23 protein-coding genes are annotated in these 15,679 nt (G+C 40.5%); 7 read left to right on the forward strand and 16 right to left on the reverse strand.

Annotated elements, in window-relative coordinates; all coding sequences use genetic code 11:
- Positions 1 to 50 precede the first annotated feature (50 nt).
- Positions 51 to 476: a hypothetical protein gene (locus tag EIZ58_RS31095; protein WP_134704922.1), complete on the forward strand. Its 426-nt coding sequence runs from the start codon at positions 51 to 53 to the stop codon at positions 474 to 476.
- Between the two features lie 15 nt (positions 477 to 491).
- Here EIZ58_RS31095 and EIZ58_RS34020 read toward each other — a convergent pair whose 3' ends face one another.
- From EIZ58_RS34020 to EIZ58_RS31105, 3 genes are all read right to left on the reverse strand, one after another.
- Positions 492 to 650: a hypothetical protein gene (locus EIZ58_RS34020; RefSeq protein WP_167578076.1), complete on the reverse strand. Its 159-nt coding sequence runs from the start codon at positions 648 to 650 to the stop codon at positions 492 to 494.
- A gap of 23 nt (positions 651 to 673) precedes the next feature.
- A complete protein-coding gene (locus tag EIZ58_RS31100; protein ID WP_134704923.1) occupies positions 674 to 874 on the reverse strand; it encodes a hypothetical protein in 201 nt (66 codons plus the stop codon).
- A 505-nt stretch (positions 875 to 1,379) separates the two neighbouring features.
- Entirely contained in the window at positions 1,380 to 1,697 is a 318-nt protein-coding gene (locus EIZ58_RS31105; protein WP_134704924.1) for a hypothetical protein, read from the reverse strand.
- A 282-nt stretch (positions 1,698 to 1,979) separates the two neighbouring features.
- On the opposite strand from EIZ58_RS31105, the gene EIZ58_RS35000 reads away from it, so the two are divergent.
- On the forward strand, positions 1,980 to 2,114 hold the full coding sequence (locus tag EIZ58_RS35000) for a hypothetical protein (protein ID WP_255438478.1): 135 nt from the start codon (positions 1,980 to 1,982) through the stop codon (positions 2,112 to 2,114).
- A gap of 117 nt (positions 2,115 to 2,231) precedes the next feature.
- On the opposite strand, the gene EIZ58_RS31110 is transcribed toward EIZ58_RS35000, so the two are convergent.
- Both EIZ58_RS31110 and EIZ58_RS31115 read right to left on the reverse strand, forming a co-directional pair.
- Positions 2,232 to 2,621, reverse strand: coding sequence for a hypothetical protein (locus EIZ58_RS31110; RefSeq protein ID WP_134704925.1), 390 nt, complete (start codon positions 2,619 to 2,621; stop codon positions 2,232 to 2,234).
- Between the two features lie 299 nt (positions 2,622 to 2,920).
- Positions 2,921 to 3,373 (reverse strand): JAB domain-containing protein, encoded by a 453-nt coding sequence (locus EIZ58_RS31115; protein WP_167578077.1) that lies wholly within the window; start codon positions 3,371 to 3,373, stop codon positions 2,921 to 2,923.
- 381 nt (positions 3,374 to 3,754) lie between these two features.
- Between EIZ58_RS31115 and EIZ58_RS31120 the strand changes: the two genes are divergently transcribed.
- From EIZ58_RS31120 to EIZ58_RS31130, 3 genes are all read left to right on the forward strand, one after another.
- The gene (locus EIZ58_RS31120; protein ID WP_167578078.1) at positions 3,755 to 4,297 is read left to right on the forward strand and encodes a helix-turn-helix domain-containing protein; all 543 of its coding nucleotides are present in this window, start codon (positions 3,755 to 3,757) and stop codon (positions 4,295 to 4,297) included.
- Complete coding sequence (locus EIZ58_RS31125) at positions 4,297 to 4,878, forward strand: hypothetical protein (RefSeq protein ID WP_134704928.1); 582 nt, start codon at positions 4,297 to 4,299, stop codon at positions 4,876 to 4,878. Before EIZ58_RS31120 ends, EIZ58_RS31125 begins: the two co-directional genes overlap by 1 nt.
- Before the next feature lie 198 nt (positions 4,879 to 5,076).
- Positions 5,077 to 5,265: a hypothetical protein gene (locus EIZ58_RS31130; RefSeq protein ID WP_134704929.1), complete on the forward strand. Its 189-nt coding sequence runs from the start codon at positions 5,077 to 5,079 to the stop codon at positions 5,263 to 5,265.
- Positions 5,266 to 5,286: 21 nt separating this feature from the next.
- On the opposite strand, the gene EIZ58_RS31135 is transcribed toward EIZ58_RS31130, so the two are convergent.
- The 4 genes from EIZ58_RS31135 to EIZ58_RS34025 all read right to left on the reverse strand — a co-directional run bounded on the left by EIZ58_RS31135 (position 5,287) and on the right by EIZ58_RS34025 (position 7,380).
- Positions 5,287 to 6,132, reverse strand: a complete 846-nt coding sequence (locus EIZ58_RS31135; RefSeq protein ID WP_134704930.1) for a 3'-5' exonuclease — start codon at positions 6,130 to 6,132, stop codon at positions 5,287 to 5,289.
- Positions 6,133 to 6,193: 61 nt separating this feature from the next.
- Positions 6,194 to 6,565, reverse strand: a complete 372-nt coding sequence (locus EIZ58_RS31140) for a hypothetical protein (RefSeq protein WP_134704931.1) — start codon at positions 6,563 to 6,565, stop codon at positions 6,194 to 6,196.
- A gap of 21 nt (positions 6,566 to 6,586) precedes the next feature.
- A complete protein-coding gene (locus EIZ58_RS31145) occupies positions 6,587 to 7,036 on the reverse strand; it encodes a hypothetical protein (protein ID WP_134704932.1) in 450 nt (149 codons plus the stop codon).
- Between the two features lie 167 nt (positions 7,037 to 7,203).
- The gene (locus EIZ58_RS34025; RefSeq protein WP_167578079.1) at positions 7,204 to 7,380 is read right to left on the reverse strand and encodes a hypothetical protein; all 177 of its coding nucleotides are present in this window, start codon (positions 7,378 to 7,380) and stop codon (positions 7,204 to 7,206) included.
- A 343-nt stretch (positions 7,381 to 7,723) separates the two neighbouring features.
- Between EIZ58_RS34025 and EIZ58_RS31150 the strand changes: the two genes are divergently transcribed.
- Positions 7,724 to 8,017 carry a hypothetical protein gene (locus tag EIZ58_RS31150; RefSeq protein ID WP_134704933.1) on the forward strand — a complete coding sequence of 98 codons (294 nt, stop codon included), beginning with the start codon at positions 7,724 to 7,726 and terminating at the stop codon, positions 8,015 to 8,017.
- A 225-nt stretch (positions 8,018 to 8,242) separates the two neighbouring features.
- On the opposite strand, the gene EIZ58_RS31155 is transcribed toward EIZ58_RS31150, so the two are convergent.
- Positions 8,243 to 9,076 (reverse strand): ArdC family protein, encoded by an 834-nt coding sequence (locus EIZ58_RS31155; protein WP_134704934.1) that lies wholly within the window; start codon positions 9,074 to 9,076, stop codon positions 8,243 to 8,245.
- Positions 9,077 to 9,210: 134 nt separating this feature from the next.
- On the opposite strand from EIZ58_RS31155, the gene EIZ58_RS31160 reads away from it, so the two are divergent.
- Positions 9,211 to 9,420 (forward strand): hypothetical protein, encoded by a 210-nt coding sequence (locus EIZ58_RS31160; RefSeq protein ID WP_134704935.1) that lies wholly within the window; start codon positions 9,211 to 9,213, stop codon positions 9,418 to 9,420.
- Positions 9,421 to 9,992: 572 nt separating this feature from the next.
- Here the strand turns inward: EIZ58_RS31160 and EIZ58_RS31165 are convergent.
- The 6 genes from EIZ58_RS31165 to EIZ58_RS31185 all read right to left on the reverse strand — a co-directional run bounded on the left by EIZ58_RS31165 (position 9,993) and on the right by EIZ58_RS31185 (position 15,675).
- Positions 9,993 to 10,856 (reverse strand): hypothetical protein, encoded by an 864-nt coding sequence (locus EIZ58_RS31165; RefSeq protein ID WP_134704936.1) that lies wholly within the window; start codon positions 10,854 to 10,856, stop codon positions 9,993 to 9,995.
- Complete coding sequence (locus tag EIZ58_RS34030; RefSeq protein WP_167578080.1) at positions 10,853 to 10,996, reverse strand: hypothetical protein; 144 nt, start codon at positions 10,994 to 10,996, stop codon at positions 10,853 to 10,855. Before EIZ58_RS34030 ends, EIZ58_RS31165 begins: the two co-directional genes overlap by 4 nt.
- Before the next feature lie 382 nt (positions 10,997 to 11,378).
- Complete coding sequence (locus EIZ58_RS31170) at positions 11,379 to 12,122, reverse strand: M23 family metallopeptidase (RefSeq protein ID WP_134704937.1); 744 nt, start codon at positions 12,120 to 12,122, stop codon at positions 11,379 to 11,381.
- A 106-nt stretch (positions 12,123 to 12,228) separates the two neighbouring features.
- Positions 12,229 to 14,049, reverse strand: a complete 1,821-nt coding sequence (locus tag EIZ58_RS31175; protein ID WP_134704938.1) for a reverse transcriptase/maturase family protein — start codon at positions 14,047 to 14,049, stop codon at positions 12,229 to 12,231.
- A 589-nt stretch (positions 14,050 to 14,638) separates the two neighbouring features.
- Positions 14,639 to 15,061, reverse strand: a complete 423-nt coding sequence (locus EIZ58_RS31180) for a transglycosylase SLT domain-containing protein (protein WP_134704939.1) — start codon at positions 15,059 to 15,061, stop codon at positions 14,639 to 14,641.
- A gap of 2 nt (positions 15,062 to 15,063) precedes the next feature.
- Positions 15,064 to 15,675 (reverse strand): hypothetical protein, encoded by a 612-nt coding sequence (locus EIZ58_RS31185; protein WP_167578081.1) that lies wholly within the window; start codon positions 15,673 to 15,675, stop codon positions 15,064 to 15,066.
- Between the last annotated feature and the right edge of the window lie 4 nt (positions 15,676 to 15,679).

The following is a 15,679-nucleotide window of genomic DNA, read 5'->3' on the forward strand; positions in this document are numbered from 1 at the left end:
TTAATCACCCCCCTCTGAAATTTAAGTCATTTAAAGGAAGGATAGAATATATGAAGAGCAAATCAGAACCAAATTGGCAACCCATCCGAAACCTGCCGCTCATTGCAAAACTAATAGACGGCCAACTAACAGAGGCAAAAAGGCAGTATACAACCCTATTGGAAGCTCGACCAAAACCTTATGTGTTGGATGATTACATGGTACAGCGCGTCATCCGTGCTTACACAGAACAACTGGAATTTCTTTGGGTTTACGAGAAGCAACTCACAAAATGGAAAAAAGAAGAACGTTTAACCTCTAGCCAGCAAAGTGAAATTAGCCGACTTCAAAAACAATTGGAACACTCTCGCAAAATTCTTACCGATATTTTGACTCTGGCAGAAGAATTTAAAAAGGGAACGATTGAAAAAGTCATGGCAAAGAGTGATTTGAAACTTGGAATCGAATTTTTAAGAAGCATCAAAAAACCTGATTGATAGAAATACCTTTGGTTACACCCTTATTCCACCTTTTCGAGGGGATGTGCAAAAATACCCATCATCTAGCTCTCTCAATCGATCCATCAATTTGTAATATTCTTGTTGTAAATCTCTTCTTTCTTCTCTAATCTCTCGCATTCTTTGCTCAATGGCACATCTTTCTGTAAACACAAATATCCCCCCTTCCTCTTCCATCAAGTATTGGCATACTTTAGTTTCAATTGATTCACTTGGGATTCAGTCCATACAGGAGATTTCCCAATATAAGTAGCTGGTTCAATTAAAATACCGCGTCCTAAATAAATATGAACTTTTCTTCGATCCCAACCTAATTCTTCAGCTAATTGTGTTGCACCGTATAGTTTAGGTAATACCTCTTTTTCATCGGCACCCATTTAAAGTTTCACCACACAATTTTTAAACTTTTGGGCAATATAATCATTTTTTCAAGATAACACCTGCTGTTGACAATTGTCAACAATTAATGAGCGTATGGAGATTATATGTTTTTGAACAAAAAGTATATGTGATCAATATCCATAATAAGCTAGAAATAACAACACCCCACAAACACCCTTTTGAAAAGCGAGGAGATTTTCATTGTTGTTCATTATGACTTCTTCTCCCTATTTTCACAAGTTAAATTAATTATAACCTAGCCTATCTGAACAACAAATGAGAAAAAACAAATTTTTATTTTATGCATGTTTAAATGGAATTATTCCTGTCAAAAATACAAATATGGTAGAATCCATCTATTTTTGAAAGGAAGTTTTGAATATGACTTGTTGGGATTGTAAAAAGAAAAAAGCACAAACCAGCAATGGTTTATGCCGCAGCTGCTACCAATTTTATAAATTGCTTAAACCAAGTGTAATGAAAATTGCCAAAGGAAAATAATTAACCTTCCCGGTCAGTTAAATAAAACCCATTTTCACCATTCACAGTTGTAAAAACAATATCTTTGCGTCGGTCCTGATATCGCTTGTACCAATTTTCTAGGAATTTTCTGTCTTTCATCCAATACTCTATAATATCGGCCATCAAATGCGTCTTGGGTATACCACACGCAAAAGCATACTCCTCAAGTGCAACTATAATTTGTTTATCCAATGGAGTATTAATACGACCTTTTTTATCTGAACGTTCTTTACGTAAAGGTTTATTTCCCGAACCCTCTTGTCCTATGATTTTACTACCGATTGTCCCCTTCACCATTTTCAATCCCTCCGACCACAAATTTTATAATTTAAGTCCGGAACTCAGGAAGCAAGGAAGTCAGGAATTCCGGAACCTAGGAACTCAGAAATATTACTATATATGTTCCAAGGGACAAGAATATTCCTGGAATCAGCAAAAAATATATTTCCCAAAAAAGAAGCAGGATTTAAAGTTTGCTAAAAACAGATCTTAAAAAAAGTCAAAAATAGTCAATATTCCTTATTTATAATAAAGCGTTTACATTTTATAATAATATTAAAAGGTTAAGGGGCTGATATCATGCGAAGCAATGCAGACCTACCTACTGGCTTGTTTTGGGGTATCTCCTTAAGCATTCCCTTATGGATTTCTATCATCGGTTGGTTTCAACTCATTAGTCGTCTGATCCCATTGATTAAAGGAATTCGTTTTTAAGAATAAAGTATGAATACTAGAACAGCAACCCATCTAAGGCCGACCCCTTCTTAAAGAAAAGGTATTTTCTTTAAGAAGGGGTCTTTGAATTTTTAAAATGTGTTTAAATAATCCGATCTACTGAAAACTCTTCATCCATAATTGAATGATCTTCAACCTTTGGCGGCCAATATTTTGCTGAAAATAGGGAGTATCCAAAATGATAGACTGACTTTCCAAAAATGCCCGCATTTCTTCCGCTTTTTCCCTGTATTCCTCGGTTTGTGCCGAATTCCAAGGAACAAAATTTTCGTACAGATAATCGAATAACTCTTTAATATATGCTGTCTGTTCGGATACGCTCAAAGCTCTTTCCTCCCTTACCTTATACCCATCATCCGGTTCAACATGAATTTGCAATTTTTCTTTTGTTATTTCAAAAATACTCTCAAACTCCGTGGCTAATTGTTGGTCATGAAAAAATTTCGGATCATTTAACCATTGCCGATACTGCTCCGATAAAATCATCTTTTGATCCTCCTTTAAATCAGTAAGAATTTTTCTTAACATTCCATCGATCTTTATTATATTATAATGTAATTATAATTATATTATAATATAATAAAGAATATTAATATAATATTTTCATTAAATTTTTAATGAGGGCTTGTCATGGCTTGTCACACAGGAATAGGACATAATAGGCAAATCATAAAATCAAGCATGGATATGCTTCGATTCTTATCCATGCTTGATAATTTCAGTATGACACTGGAATGAAAATTCCCTCGGGGGAGGGTCAACGACCCCGAGGGGCGAATCAGGGATTATATCATCCCTGATTCTTTCAATGACTTAAACGTTTCTTCACCAATAATAAGATGATCTAATACCTCAATGTCTAAAAGTTTTCCCGCCTCTACTAATCTTTTCGTTACCTGTAAATCTTCACGACTGGGAGTGTCGTCCCCGGATGGGTGATTATGACCTACGATAATCGATGCTGCATTATGTAGGATAGCTGCCTTGAACACCTCACGCGGGCTTACGATCGCGGAATTTAAAGAACCGACTGATACTTTTTCCGCTCCCGTAATTTTATTTTTGGTATTAAGGAAAATGGCTACAAATACCTCTCTGTCAGATAAGCCAATCAATTCTCTTATGACTTTTTCCGCATCTTGCGGGCATTTAATCGTTTTTTCACCATATACCGTGATATTTCGTTCCTTCACCAACTGTACCGAGTAAAGTGTAATGCGACTTCTTTTTTGTTCCATCTTCGTCCTCTCCTTCATTTCATTTGTCCGAGCGTCCCTTGGGGGGCCGCCTGGCTCAGATTCAACACGGAGACGCGGGGACCCGTTATAGTAGGATCGTGGAATACCGGACCGACGTAAGGAGGGAGGATATGCCGCGAAAGCCTACTGTCACGGGGGCGGCCCGTGTTAAGCTGGGACAAGGCGGCCGAGCCACTTCAGCGAGGACATCAAAAAGAACCGGTGGATCCGGTTCTAACCTTTTCTGGTTTTCGTATTTTTTAGCATCCGTGACTAGGCAGGATAAAAAAGCCTCCTATTCCTCGCCAAATATATTCGCCCTTGAAAACTTTGCAAACTTTGTTTTTGTTGAGTTATAATGTGAACATGGAGGTGAATGACATGATGGAATCCACCGCAAAAGAAATGATTGATGTCAACGAACTGGTCAAAGGACTTGAAAAAGTCTTAGAGAAAGCAAATTCTGATGATGTAGCCGTGATTAAAAAAGCGATTAAAGCAATTGACGTTCTTAACAAAGGAACGAAGGTTCAGGTTGGAGAAAATGAATTAATTATTCTATCCGGAGACCTCTTTCAAGTAAAGAAAAGTAATACGGCTGTATTTCCGTCAGCAACACTAATGAAAGAAAATGAAGAGGATGAAGACCAGGATCATGAGAAATACGTTTCAACCAAAGAGGTGGCCGATTATTATGGAGTAACCACAGAAACAGTCCGTGACTGGATTCAAAATAGAATTCTTCCCGCACACCGCGTTGGTAAACGTGGACGATATAAAATCCCCCGTGAAGCCTTTGAATTTATGAAACAAAAGCGTGATGATGCGCTGGAAGACATGGATGAAATCATGAAGGAAGCTTTGGGAGACGATTATAGCGAAGATTGGGAATTTAACTTTGATGACGAGGGAGAAGTCATGTAATGATCATCTTTTCATTAGATACGAACTTCGTCATCCCTCGCATCATGCACGAAGGGAAAAGAAATACTCAATTCAACCAATTAGATTACATGCTTCTTCTTGAGAAAAAAGGGCTCATTAAAATCTGCCTTCCAGATTCTACACAAGCTGAAATCTATGCTGTTCTAAGAGCAGGCCGCTATCCTATTAAATCGAACGGGAAAAAGATATTCTATCCATTTCCACATGAACAAATTATGCGAAGGGTTCGCCGTTACTCAGAAATTTTCGATATGAAGTTCTTAGAATCATTTAAAGAGATTGATTTTAAGGAAGGCGTTGGATACAAAGAAGTCCTGTTCCGAAATATGAAATACATCCTCGGCATGGATATTCACCAGTCAATAGAATGGATTGAAAATCGGGGTATCGACGTTGAAAATTATAAAGATGATTATGATTTTCACATCATGGTTGCTACACTCCAATGTAACGCCGATTATCTTGTTACGAATAATATCGATGACTTTCCTAATCCACTTGGAAAATGTGAAGTGATTACTTCTAAAGAACTTCCTAAAAAGCTACCTATCTACCCCTAATCCCGTAAGGGATTTTTATTTTTCTATGGAGTGTAAGCCTCATAAGTTGATTAACTGCTGCCTCCCGTAGGAGTCTGGTCCGTGTCTCAGTCCCAGTGTGGCCGGTCACCCTCTCCTCAGGTTGACTCTAACACTTTATTTTTTAAACCACCCCCATTCTAGTCCCCTGAGGGGACGTCGACCAAAGGGGCTTCCCCTTTGGAATCCCACGCTCGGCGCTTGCCAGCCCAGAACCTCAACGGTTCAGGGGATTTTTTAGCGTATCCTATTCTTCTCGTCAAGGTCCGCTCCTTATCCTCCTTCCGTCCCGTAAAAAGCACGGGCCGTCAGTCCGGTACCGCTTTCCCCCTTGACGATGAACAGGGTTCGTCTCGGTTTGAAACGTGAGAATATCATTGATCATACACTCTAACTTGTTTCTTTTAGTTCGTTCATTAATCCCATTTCAATCCACACATTCGTAATTACTTTTAAGGTGGCAAAACAATCCTCTAAAGCTCGATGACTAGTCCACCTATCGGCTGCATCGCTTAGTTTCAACCATCTGTCTGAACCGATATAGTTGGCATATGTACGCATAACACATTCCGTATTCAAATGGATCGGTTGAATTTGATAGTGATGACAGCTATTGGAGATCATCTGGACATCTAATTCATCGTTGTAAATAAGGATCTTTCTATCCTGAAGAATAGATTGGATATCCTCCCAAATACGGTCCCCTGTTGGAGCAATCGCAACCCTATCATTGGTTATCCCGTGAATCTCCATAACTTCGTCAGGAATGGGATAGTTAGGTTTAACCAATGAATCAAACAGGACATGACCCATTCTATCAATGATTGCGATTTCAACGATTTCTGCGCCGTCTAAACCGGTCGTTTCCGTATCTAGAATCACAAAATCTTCATCAAACCACCGCCGAAATACCTCTTCACCTCTTTTTTTCTTTACCTTCATTTGTTCAACATGATGGCACCATTCACAAGCTAGGATACCACCGCTGTTCAAAATAAGGTTCTTTCGTCCAACATCCTCCTTACAGATGGGACAAATATCAAGTTCTTTCTGTTTTTGTCTTGCCTTTTCTAAGGCTGCCAATTGTTTTTCGGTGGGTTTTCTTTTCGGAACAGCTTCATGGATATCGTACAATTCGACCCATATATACGAGTTCCAAACTTTTGCTTTTACGAAGACACCTGGCTTTAACCCCATTGTTTTTAAATCTGTCTTACATTTCAAGTGTTCAGGCACATTAACCTAACCACCTCGAATGAGTTCTATTTCATCGGACATTATAGGACACATCCTTTATTTACTTTTTCTTTTTCAATTCCTCGATCTGATGTTCATATTCCTTCCGGATCTGTTCCATTCGTTCATAAAAGGATTGGATCTTGCTTGTCGATTCTTCGTTTACCTTTTGCAGTTTTTCTTGATACTCGGTCCGAACCTGTAAAAGTTCGCGCTCTTTCTCCATATCCTTTCGTTCAGCAAGCCGATCTAATTCATCGGCATGCTTGGCTTGTAATTGCTTAACCTTTTCTTCTACAGCCGCGATATCTTGATCACGCTGAACAAGCTGAGTAGATTTTTCTTGGACTTGTTGTTGAAAGTTATGGATTGCTTCTTTTAACTGCTGATTCTCTTCTCTATAAGTCTTGTATTCGGCTATAAGTCCGGTCAACGTATCAATTTTCTCTTTATATTAGGTAATAAGATCCCGATTGTTTTGAGCTGCCTCTTCCAATTGTTGAACATGCTTTTCCGCTTCTTCTTTAGCTCGATCGGCATCTTGTGCCTGAAGAGAAAAGACTTCAATTTGTTTTTTCACTTCGGATAGTTCCTGCTGGTAACCGGTAATGATTTCATCTCGGGAGGTTTTGACCGTTTCCATCTGCTGCAAGACAGCTTCCTTCTCATGTGTCGCCCTGGTGACCATGTTACCGACCAGCTGCACAATTCGGTTTGTGTGGATCTCCAATTCACTTAAATCCTTAGCGAAATCCTTAGTTCCTTCCTTCAATTGTTGCATTTCATAAAGAGAAAGGAGCGTTTCAAACCATTCTTTCCCTTTAAGGCCACTCGATTCGATCATGGCAGATACTCTTTCCTTCGTCTCTGGCGAAACTTTGACTCCAAATGTAACGTCCGACATTCTTACCTCCAATTAGTTAACATATTTTTATAGTTAATATTATGTAGTTAACTAGGTTTACTTAAGTTAACCAAATTGTAATGCTAAATGGTTAAAAAAGCAAAAGAAAAAGACAGAATTACTCCTGCCTTCATTAACTCCCACAGTTAATATATAGGTTGTCTACATTATTGTGATTGTGCTTTCGGATAGACACGTCGCTTACACTTTACACAAACATAGGCCCTTTCCAGCGTTTCGGGGTCTACGATCAACCAGCGTCCTTTCATTTCTGTTTTACATTGACATAAGTCAACGGCCGCCAGCTGCTTTGTAATCTTATTGACTTCCCACCACTTTTCCATAAAACCACTCCTAGATATATAAGAGAATGTTTGTTCTCATATTTTAACATAAAAAATTACCCCCAGTAGACTACAAAAGGAAAGAGAGTAGTCTTTAATATTTTGGGGGATTGAAGTCCCCCATACGGTGAGTGATATCTTACCGAACGAAGTAAGGAACAAATGGTTTGTACCAAAACGATTTCAAAAATATTTGTTCTATTTCTTTCGCTTGAATCATATATTAATAGATTTAAGGACTTATCTAAAAAAGTGGTTCTGTCCTCCGCTTTTGACACATATTGATATATCAATTGGTGATGTGCGATAGGTCACCGCGAAAAATACCTAGGGAGGGGTTCATTTGAGTTTGATCAGAGGAGAAGGAATGAAGGTTGGAAAGAAACAACATCAGGATAAGAAAACAAGAGTTTGTCCATATCTTGATTCGCAACTTTATGAATCAATCAGATTGTTAGCTTTTTCCTGTCGTGAATCCGAAGCTAAAATGGCATTAGAAATGATTAAGAGTTGTTTGGCAAGTGAACATTGGGTTGCTATGATTCAAGATAAATATGGTGTAAAAAAAGATTCTCCGGATCGAGTGATTAACACTAGAGTAGATGGAAGACCAGCATTAATTAGAATGAACCCTTAATCTTGGGGAACTAATGATGCCAATATCTTTTCGCAGCGTGTACATAAAGATTTGTTCTTGTCCTTCATTTTCTTTCCGCAATGATCACATTTCATATCTAGCACCTCACTATCCTATTTATTCTCATTATGGACAATAATCAGTAGAGTAAACCCCTTTGACCAATTGAACGCTTGAGAAAATTATTCCCGGTGGGGCATCCTGCCCCACCGGCGATTTTTGCCTTTATTCCAAGTCCGAAAAATCAATACCAAGAATATAGTCAGCAGCCTTCTGAGCTTGAGCAGCCGCTTGCACGATCAGCTTTTTATCATCTTTCAATTTTCGAAGCCAAGAACCAATATAGGCGGCGCTATTTTCAATGGTGCTGTTATCAATCCCGGCCACACTGCACAACATAGCAGCCCCGATTTCCGCTACTAATTCTTCTTTCGAATACGTCTCATTACCAAAAGCGACGGCCTTTTCGATCCCCGGACGGTTTAACCGGCTATAATGCCCCGTACTATGTACCATTTCGTGAAACATTGTGCTGTAATATTCAGCCGGGTTTTTATAATCTTCTAAAGGTGGAATCTGGATCCTATCCAAGCTTGGAACATAGTAGGCTTGTCCTGGTTTAAAAAACATTTTAGGACTGTCCCTATATCCTTCCTTAATTTTTTCTGCTTCGGCAATCGGATCATGCTCAAAGAGTTCAACCTTCCGTTTACTTTTCAGGCCTTCACATTGAGTATTAATTTCAAAAACGTTATAGTAGCGTAAAAAAGGAACCTTTTCTTTTTCTTCTGTCTCTTCATTTTGAACTTCAATCCACTTCCAAAAAACAACCAGATGACTTTTAGCTCCCTTTTTCACCGTCCCACCAGCTTCTTTAATTTGATTAAAAGTTGCGTATTCCCCTGGCTCTAAAAGCATCGTACTAATCCCCCGGTATGGCTTTTGCGTTACCCAATTCACCGCGGCTCCCCTTGTCGTCCATGGCCTTCTCCAAGGAATGACCCCGCGCTCTAAGATCTGAATGATTTTCGTGGTTACCATCTCATATACTTTCGCCATCTTGCTTCCCCTCCAGATTCATTCGTAAGGCCCCGGTGGCCTCCGCCGTGGCTCAAGCGCACCACAGCCTTAAGCGCTAGGAGGCTCCGGCCAACATGATCGTGGAATACCGGACCGACAGGAGGAGGGAGGATATGCCGCGAAAGCGTGTTGGGTGGAGGCGCGGCTGTGGTAAGCTAGAAGACCGGCGGAGAGCCAAAAAAGGGGCCGAGCTTCCGACATCAGAGGAAGCTTTCCTTTTCCATCTTCTTCGATATTCTTTCATCAAGATTTTTAACCACGGCTGCCGGGTACCCAGGGTGGCGATCTTCGCCAATCGGGAACAGGAACCTAGCGTCCGTTAGTGAGGATACGAACTTTACGGACGTTGGTTATCGGTCCCGATACTGGGTGGCAGGGTTTCGTGCCAAAAAAAAATCCCTTCCCTGACATTGGGAAGAGACATCTTAAGAAGAAATGAAAAATATGAAACGGTATAAAAATAACAATGTTTGGAAATGAATGATAATGCAAGAACAAATCGGAAGAATAAGCGCTGTTTGCGCAGCTGGTTAAGTCTTTGGCCAAGATGTATTCAGCTGCATACGTGGAGTTCCGCAACACGAATAATCAGGCATACATAACATCATGAGCGAAAAGCCTGAGAAAATAATCACCATAAGGGTATATACTGTGGTAAACGGGACCCCACCCGTGAAGTATATAGGGTGATAATGCCTGGTCTCTTTGTCGGCCGACAAAGTGGGACTGGGCTATTCGTGCTATGTTAAAACCACTTTACCTAACCTATTGGATTACTTCATATGCTCATTGTGTTGTGATAGCATAAAAAAGGAGCGTCCACTGAGTGGATGCTTCCCTTTTTTATCATTACTTGTATAATCCACTGTTTCCATTGAATTAGTTTTTTATATCATCATTGTGTTTGCATCTGTCGCATCTGCTTCATTTGACTATAAAAATAATCCTGAGGCTTTTTTCGCTGATTATGCCAATCATTTGACAGGTGAACCAAGCGCTGATATTCGTTTTGCATACCAGAAGCAACAGGAAACCCCGGTTGATAAATGGAGCTTAAATCCTGACCCAAATGGCATTGCCGATATCGTTTGGAGCTCCCACATCGACACATCCCATTGGGATTTAATATTGCTGGAAACTGATGGGGTCTTAATGGCTCCCCTTCAGGACCGATCCACATTCCTTTAGATAAGTATTTTCTCGTTTCCAACCATACCATATGTCGCAAAAGCCATATCGAAATAACAGCAAAGGCTTGAATTAATCGATCTTTTGGGTCTTTCACAAGAGTTGCAATATCCTTCATGTAACAGAAGGAATCCGGAATAAAAGCCCTCTGTCTGTTTAAAACAACATAATTTCCAATATTGAGATGGGGATGGTCAGGGTATTTTTCATAGTTGATCACTGGGTCAAGAGCGATTGCCAGGGGTTGATCGGAATAATACTCTCCCATTCCCGGATGTACAGCTACGGTAAAAGTTTGTTCCTTCACAGATCGTACAGCTCTTTGAACTTCTGGAGACAAGGGATGATCGGTGTATGGACAAGTACAATAATGCCGTACTTGTCCCTGAATGACCTCCAATTCCCGATCCTGCTCAATATCAGATACAACTAAAGGGAGTTCCTCCTTAGGAGGAAGAGGATTGATTTCTAAAAGAAACCAACCCTCACTCGGAATATTTCCCATGTTCCCTTCAATCCATTTGGCTGGGCCGAATCGAGTGATAATTTCATCAATATCTTGTTGTCTCATCGGTCTTGTGCATGGGAGGTTCCTGGTCTCGTTACAATCCCCCCAGGATTGCCATTATCCTTATGTCCTTTTTCATCCTTGCCATGATTCGGTTGTGGGTCAACACCATGATGCCCCTGATTTTGCTTATTTTTTTCCATTGTTGCTCTCTCCTTTTTTATCATTGATTAGAATTTCGAGAAAGCGATCCGTTAATTCCAAGAGCCTCCTATCTGGGTCCTTCCACAGCCGAACAGAAACGAACAAATTGTTAATTTATATAAAAACGCTTGCTTTTCGTTTTGTTTTCTTATATCATGGTAACCAGTTGCGCTGAGTACGAAATAATACAAGATAACTCATTCGACGGTGGAAGCTATATTATCTATTCTCTTAATCTTCCACTCTTTATTTTACCAAATTGGTCAAATTAAGTCAAATGTACTATAGATAATTGTTATAAATAAACCTTATTCCCATAGGAATAAGGTTTATTTATATTCAGATAGAGTTTTAGAGAACTCCCCATTTTTACGAACAATATTATTCGTTATCTCCGTCTTCAAGGGTTGGATTAAATTTCTGTATATATTTCATGGGATCGACCGGAACATCATGAGCCCATACTTCAAAATGAAGGTGAGCACCACGTGAATCACCCGTATTTCCAATATATCCAATCGGGGTACCCGCCTGTACTTCACTTCCTTGTTCAATTCCCTTGTCCATCATGTGAGCATAGAGCGTTTTTAATCCGTTGCCATGGTCAATAATGACCGTATTCCCATAACTGCCACGAAATCCACTGTATTCTACGACCCCAGGAGCGAATGCCACAATGATTTTTCCTGTGGAGTCACCGGGAGCTGCAATGTCAATTCCGTTATGGTGCTTTCCCCAGCGTTCTCCAAATCCGGAAGTGATAATCATCGCTACCGGCACCGGCCAGGCAGCTCCTTCTATAATCTTGGCATCCACAGCTACACGAACGACATAACGATCGGCTAATCCTAATACCTGATCCACATAATCTTGGCTATGATTATAAGCAAAGATGGCTTCTCTGTACTTGCCTTCAGCCGCCCCATTCGCCCGTAAGTAGTTCGCCGTACTATAAATAGCATCTTTCAAATTATATGGATCGGCCTTGCCGTCTCCATCTGCATCGACCCCATATCCCCCATATTGTTCAATCATGGCAGGATCGGTGAGTACCGAATCCGGAATGTTGATATCCCCTAATTCCGTACCCCCCGGGTAACTCCATCCAATCCACGTTTTTTTCATAAAGTAGAGTAAGTACCCAGCGCCTTGCCATATTTCTATGGTAGATTTCTAAGCACTCCTCCCCGAACCGTACGTACCCCTCTCGAAGTATACGGCTCTCCGTCTATCAATCTAGCTTTCCTCTGTGTAAGTTGATATGACAAGGTTCACATAGGGCAAGTGTTTTTCGTTTCCTTGCAATCATGTGTTTTTCCCATCGTTTCTTACCTTGGAGGTCCTTCAGCTTTCTAACATGATGAATGTGCATCGGAACATTTTCAGTCCCGCACCATTCACACTTTTCAGCTAGAAGTCTTTCAATCAAACTTGTGCGTTGCATATTCAAGATATTTAACTCTACGTCAATACCGGGGTTGATTTTGTAGGGGTTAAATTCTTGACGCTTAAAACCCTGATTATAAAAGAATCGAATCTTTTGACCTTCTTTTGTTCGGTATCGAACTCCGAATTCGCCATTGATGCTGTATTTTCTTAACATTTTCCTAACCGTTGATTTATATTTATTAGCAAATGTTTTGTACATGCTATACTCCATGATATATTTAAACATATCTAAAGCATGGACATTTACGGCTAGTTTGTAGTAGTTATACAGCCCTCTAATTTCGGAATTATAGGTTTCCAATATTTCAAGGTCATCATTATGAATTAAGAAAGCTCGATGGATTGGTTTCCATTTTCCTGTTTTATCATTCAGTTTCATAACTTTCTTATCCCATAATTTTTTCTCCCATGCATCATGTGGCATGTAGAGCTCACATTTTAAGTTATGCAACCTTTGTACCGTTCCGTCTTTTTTCCAACGGTAACTATTCCCACGGCTAACGGCTATGTCATATCCCAAGAATCGCGCTTTATCCCGACTATTCGTAATCAGTGTTTTTTCTTGAGATAACTCCAACTTTAGAGTATCTCTCAAAAACGCTGAGATATCTCCTTTAACCTGCATAGCATCCTTTTTACTTCCAATAATTCCGATGAGGAAGTCGTCAGCGTATCGAACGTATTGGATTCGCTTATAGTTCGAGTCAATGGATTTATTGTAAGGCGTTGAGAGTAGCTGTTTTTCTAGTTCCTTGATTTCTTTGACCGCTTGTTCTTGCTCATGTTCCGATAGTTGCCATTTCGTTTCTTTGTACCGTTTCCTAGCTTTATATAGTTTATGTTCAATGCTTCGGTACTCTTTATTACGGGTATGTTTCTTGCCTACATCAAATTGTTCTTTGTAGGTATGCATGAATTGATCGAATTCGTTGAGGTAAATATTTGCTAGGATTGGACTGATAATACCACCTTGTGGAGTTCCACTATACGTCTTGTGATATGTCCAGTCCTCTAAAAATCCCGCTTTTAGGAATTTCCATATCAAGTCAATGAAATTTTCATCTTGAATCCTTTTCCGAAGGATATTCACCAATGTATGGTGGTCGATATGATCGAAAAAGCCGGAAATATCACCCTCAACAAACCATTTCACACCCGTAAATCGCCTTTTAATTTGATGTAACGCAGAATGACAACTATGATTCGGTCTGAAACCATGTGAGGAATCTGAGAAACTGGAATCATAAATACTCTCTAAAATCATCCGTACAACTTCTTGGACTAACTTATCGTTGAAAGATGGGATACCTAGCGGTCTTTGTTGGCCGTTTTTCTTGAGAATATAGACTCTTCTCGCTGCTTTAGGTTGATAACTTTGATCCTTTAACGATTCAATGAGAGATTCGATTCTTTTCAGGGACATATCATCAATGGTTTGTCCGTCGGTTCCTTTCGTCATATTTCCTTCTTTGGCGTAAATATTATCATACGCTTGAAGAAAAAAATCAGGGTTGTACAGGTTCCGATATAACCTTTGAAATTTATACTCTGCACAAGTTGATTTAGAAGCTAGAGTGTTTAATACTACTATCGGACTTCTCATAGTGCCTCACGCACCCTTCCAAATTGGTATTAAACGTGATAAACTGTTCCCCTTCGCCATGTAAACGGCTTTCCCGTTCTCGGACTACTATGGGAACTCCGTTGCCATATCGGATATTCAGACACTAAATGTCATAGCCATTGGCGTTCCGACTTAGGCAATCCCCATTTAGACAATCAAGAACATGGCTTGTCATAATATCGGATGCGACTTTCGTCTTTTATCTCTTGCTGAGATTGGGCAGTCACGGGTCGCTATAGTAATGCTATCCAATTACGCATTACTACCTACCGTGGAAACACACAATTCATTTCCTCCGTCTATGACTGTACAGCGTCAACTAACTACCTTTCGCTGTAGGCGGTCCATGATCCCCCTCGGACTATCGTTCAAGCAGTTTAGCTTTCATCCTTGTTTATGACTTTTCGTCTTGCCACTCAGTCGTACCGTGGTAGTTCGGTAACTTATGGCTTTCTCAACATGCTACACTCCCCGTTCAGTTTCCCTCCCGGATAAGTTGAGTGACGACAGGTTATTCATTGCGACCAATTACCTGCACCCTTGCCAACGGGTGATTTCTTAATTGCCCTTATGGGCGCACCTGCGTGTGACCTATCGCCCCGGCCGAGCTGACCGCAACATCCTGTGAAAACGAGGTTTCTACCCGATGGATCGCCGCCAACAAGTTCCAAGGAACCCCGTACTTTGCTTCAGCCTCTTGATAAATGGGGAGAAACTCAGCTGGAATCTCAGCTTCACCAAAAATTGAAATTTGCCCACCGGTGATAAACGAATACCTCGAATCCCCCATATTCAAGACCATCATCGGTAGGATGACCAAGGCCACGAGCATAAGAATCACGAAGATAACCATAGCGATAAAAAGTTTGATGCTCATAGTTGAAGTGGCCGCTGACTTCACGGTTTTTTTAGCCAAATTCTTGACTGCTCGCTGGGCTAACATCCGAGCCAATCCCGGTGAGGGCTCAACCTGGGGAGAAAATTCCTCCATGATCAATCACCCCCACTTTCAATTTTATAGTCTGTCACTTTCCATTCCCCGTTGATTTTGCGTAACGTTACAAAAAACTCTTGGGTTTCCGGATGAGAGGTTCCAGAAGCGGTAACCGCCTCCCCCTCTATCACCACACTCCATATCATTTCATCAGGATCGTCATGATCAACCTGGAGGACTTTAGAGCTTTTCACCCGCGTTTGATTTCGATCCAAGGTCTGCCGCCGAATCATCTTCTTCTCTCGTTCGACCATTCGATCCGACATATAGAGCTTACTTCGCTCAAAATATTGATCAGGTTGTTTCGCATCATAGGTGTAATAGGCTTCAGCAAAAAGCTTGGCAACCTCCCGGGATTTATTTTGTTCGGTCTCTGTGAGTATTGGTATTACTTCCTTTGACGCCGTAGCTGATGTAACCGCAGGGGTGGAAGATGGTAATAAATGTTCTCTCACAGCAGGGTTCGATGACAGAGAAACGGACTCGTCCGGCGGATCATCAAACCCGCCGGATAATAAGACGATAGTCCAGCTAACAATCGAAAAACAGACGAAAATCAAAAGGAATAGCTTGATCCGGTCGGAACGGCGATTATAATCAAAATTCAGCATGGAA

Origin of the sequence: Ammoniphilus sp. YIM 78166, from assembly GCF_004522215.1 — a bacterium.
Taxonomy (GTDB): domain Bacteria; phylum Bacillota; class Bacilli; order Aneurinibacillales; family RAOX-1; genus YIM-78166.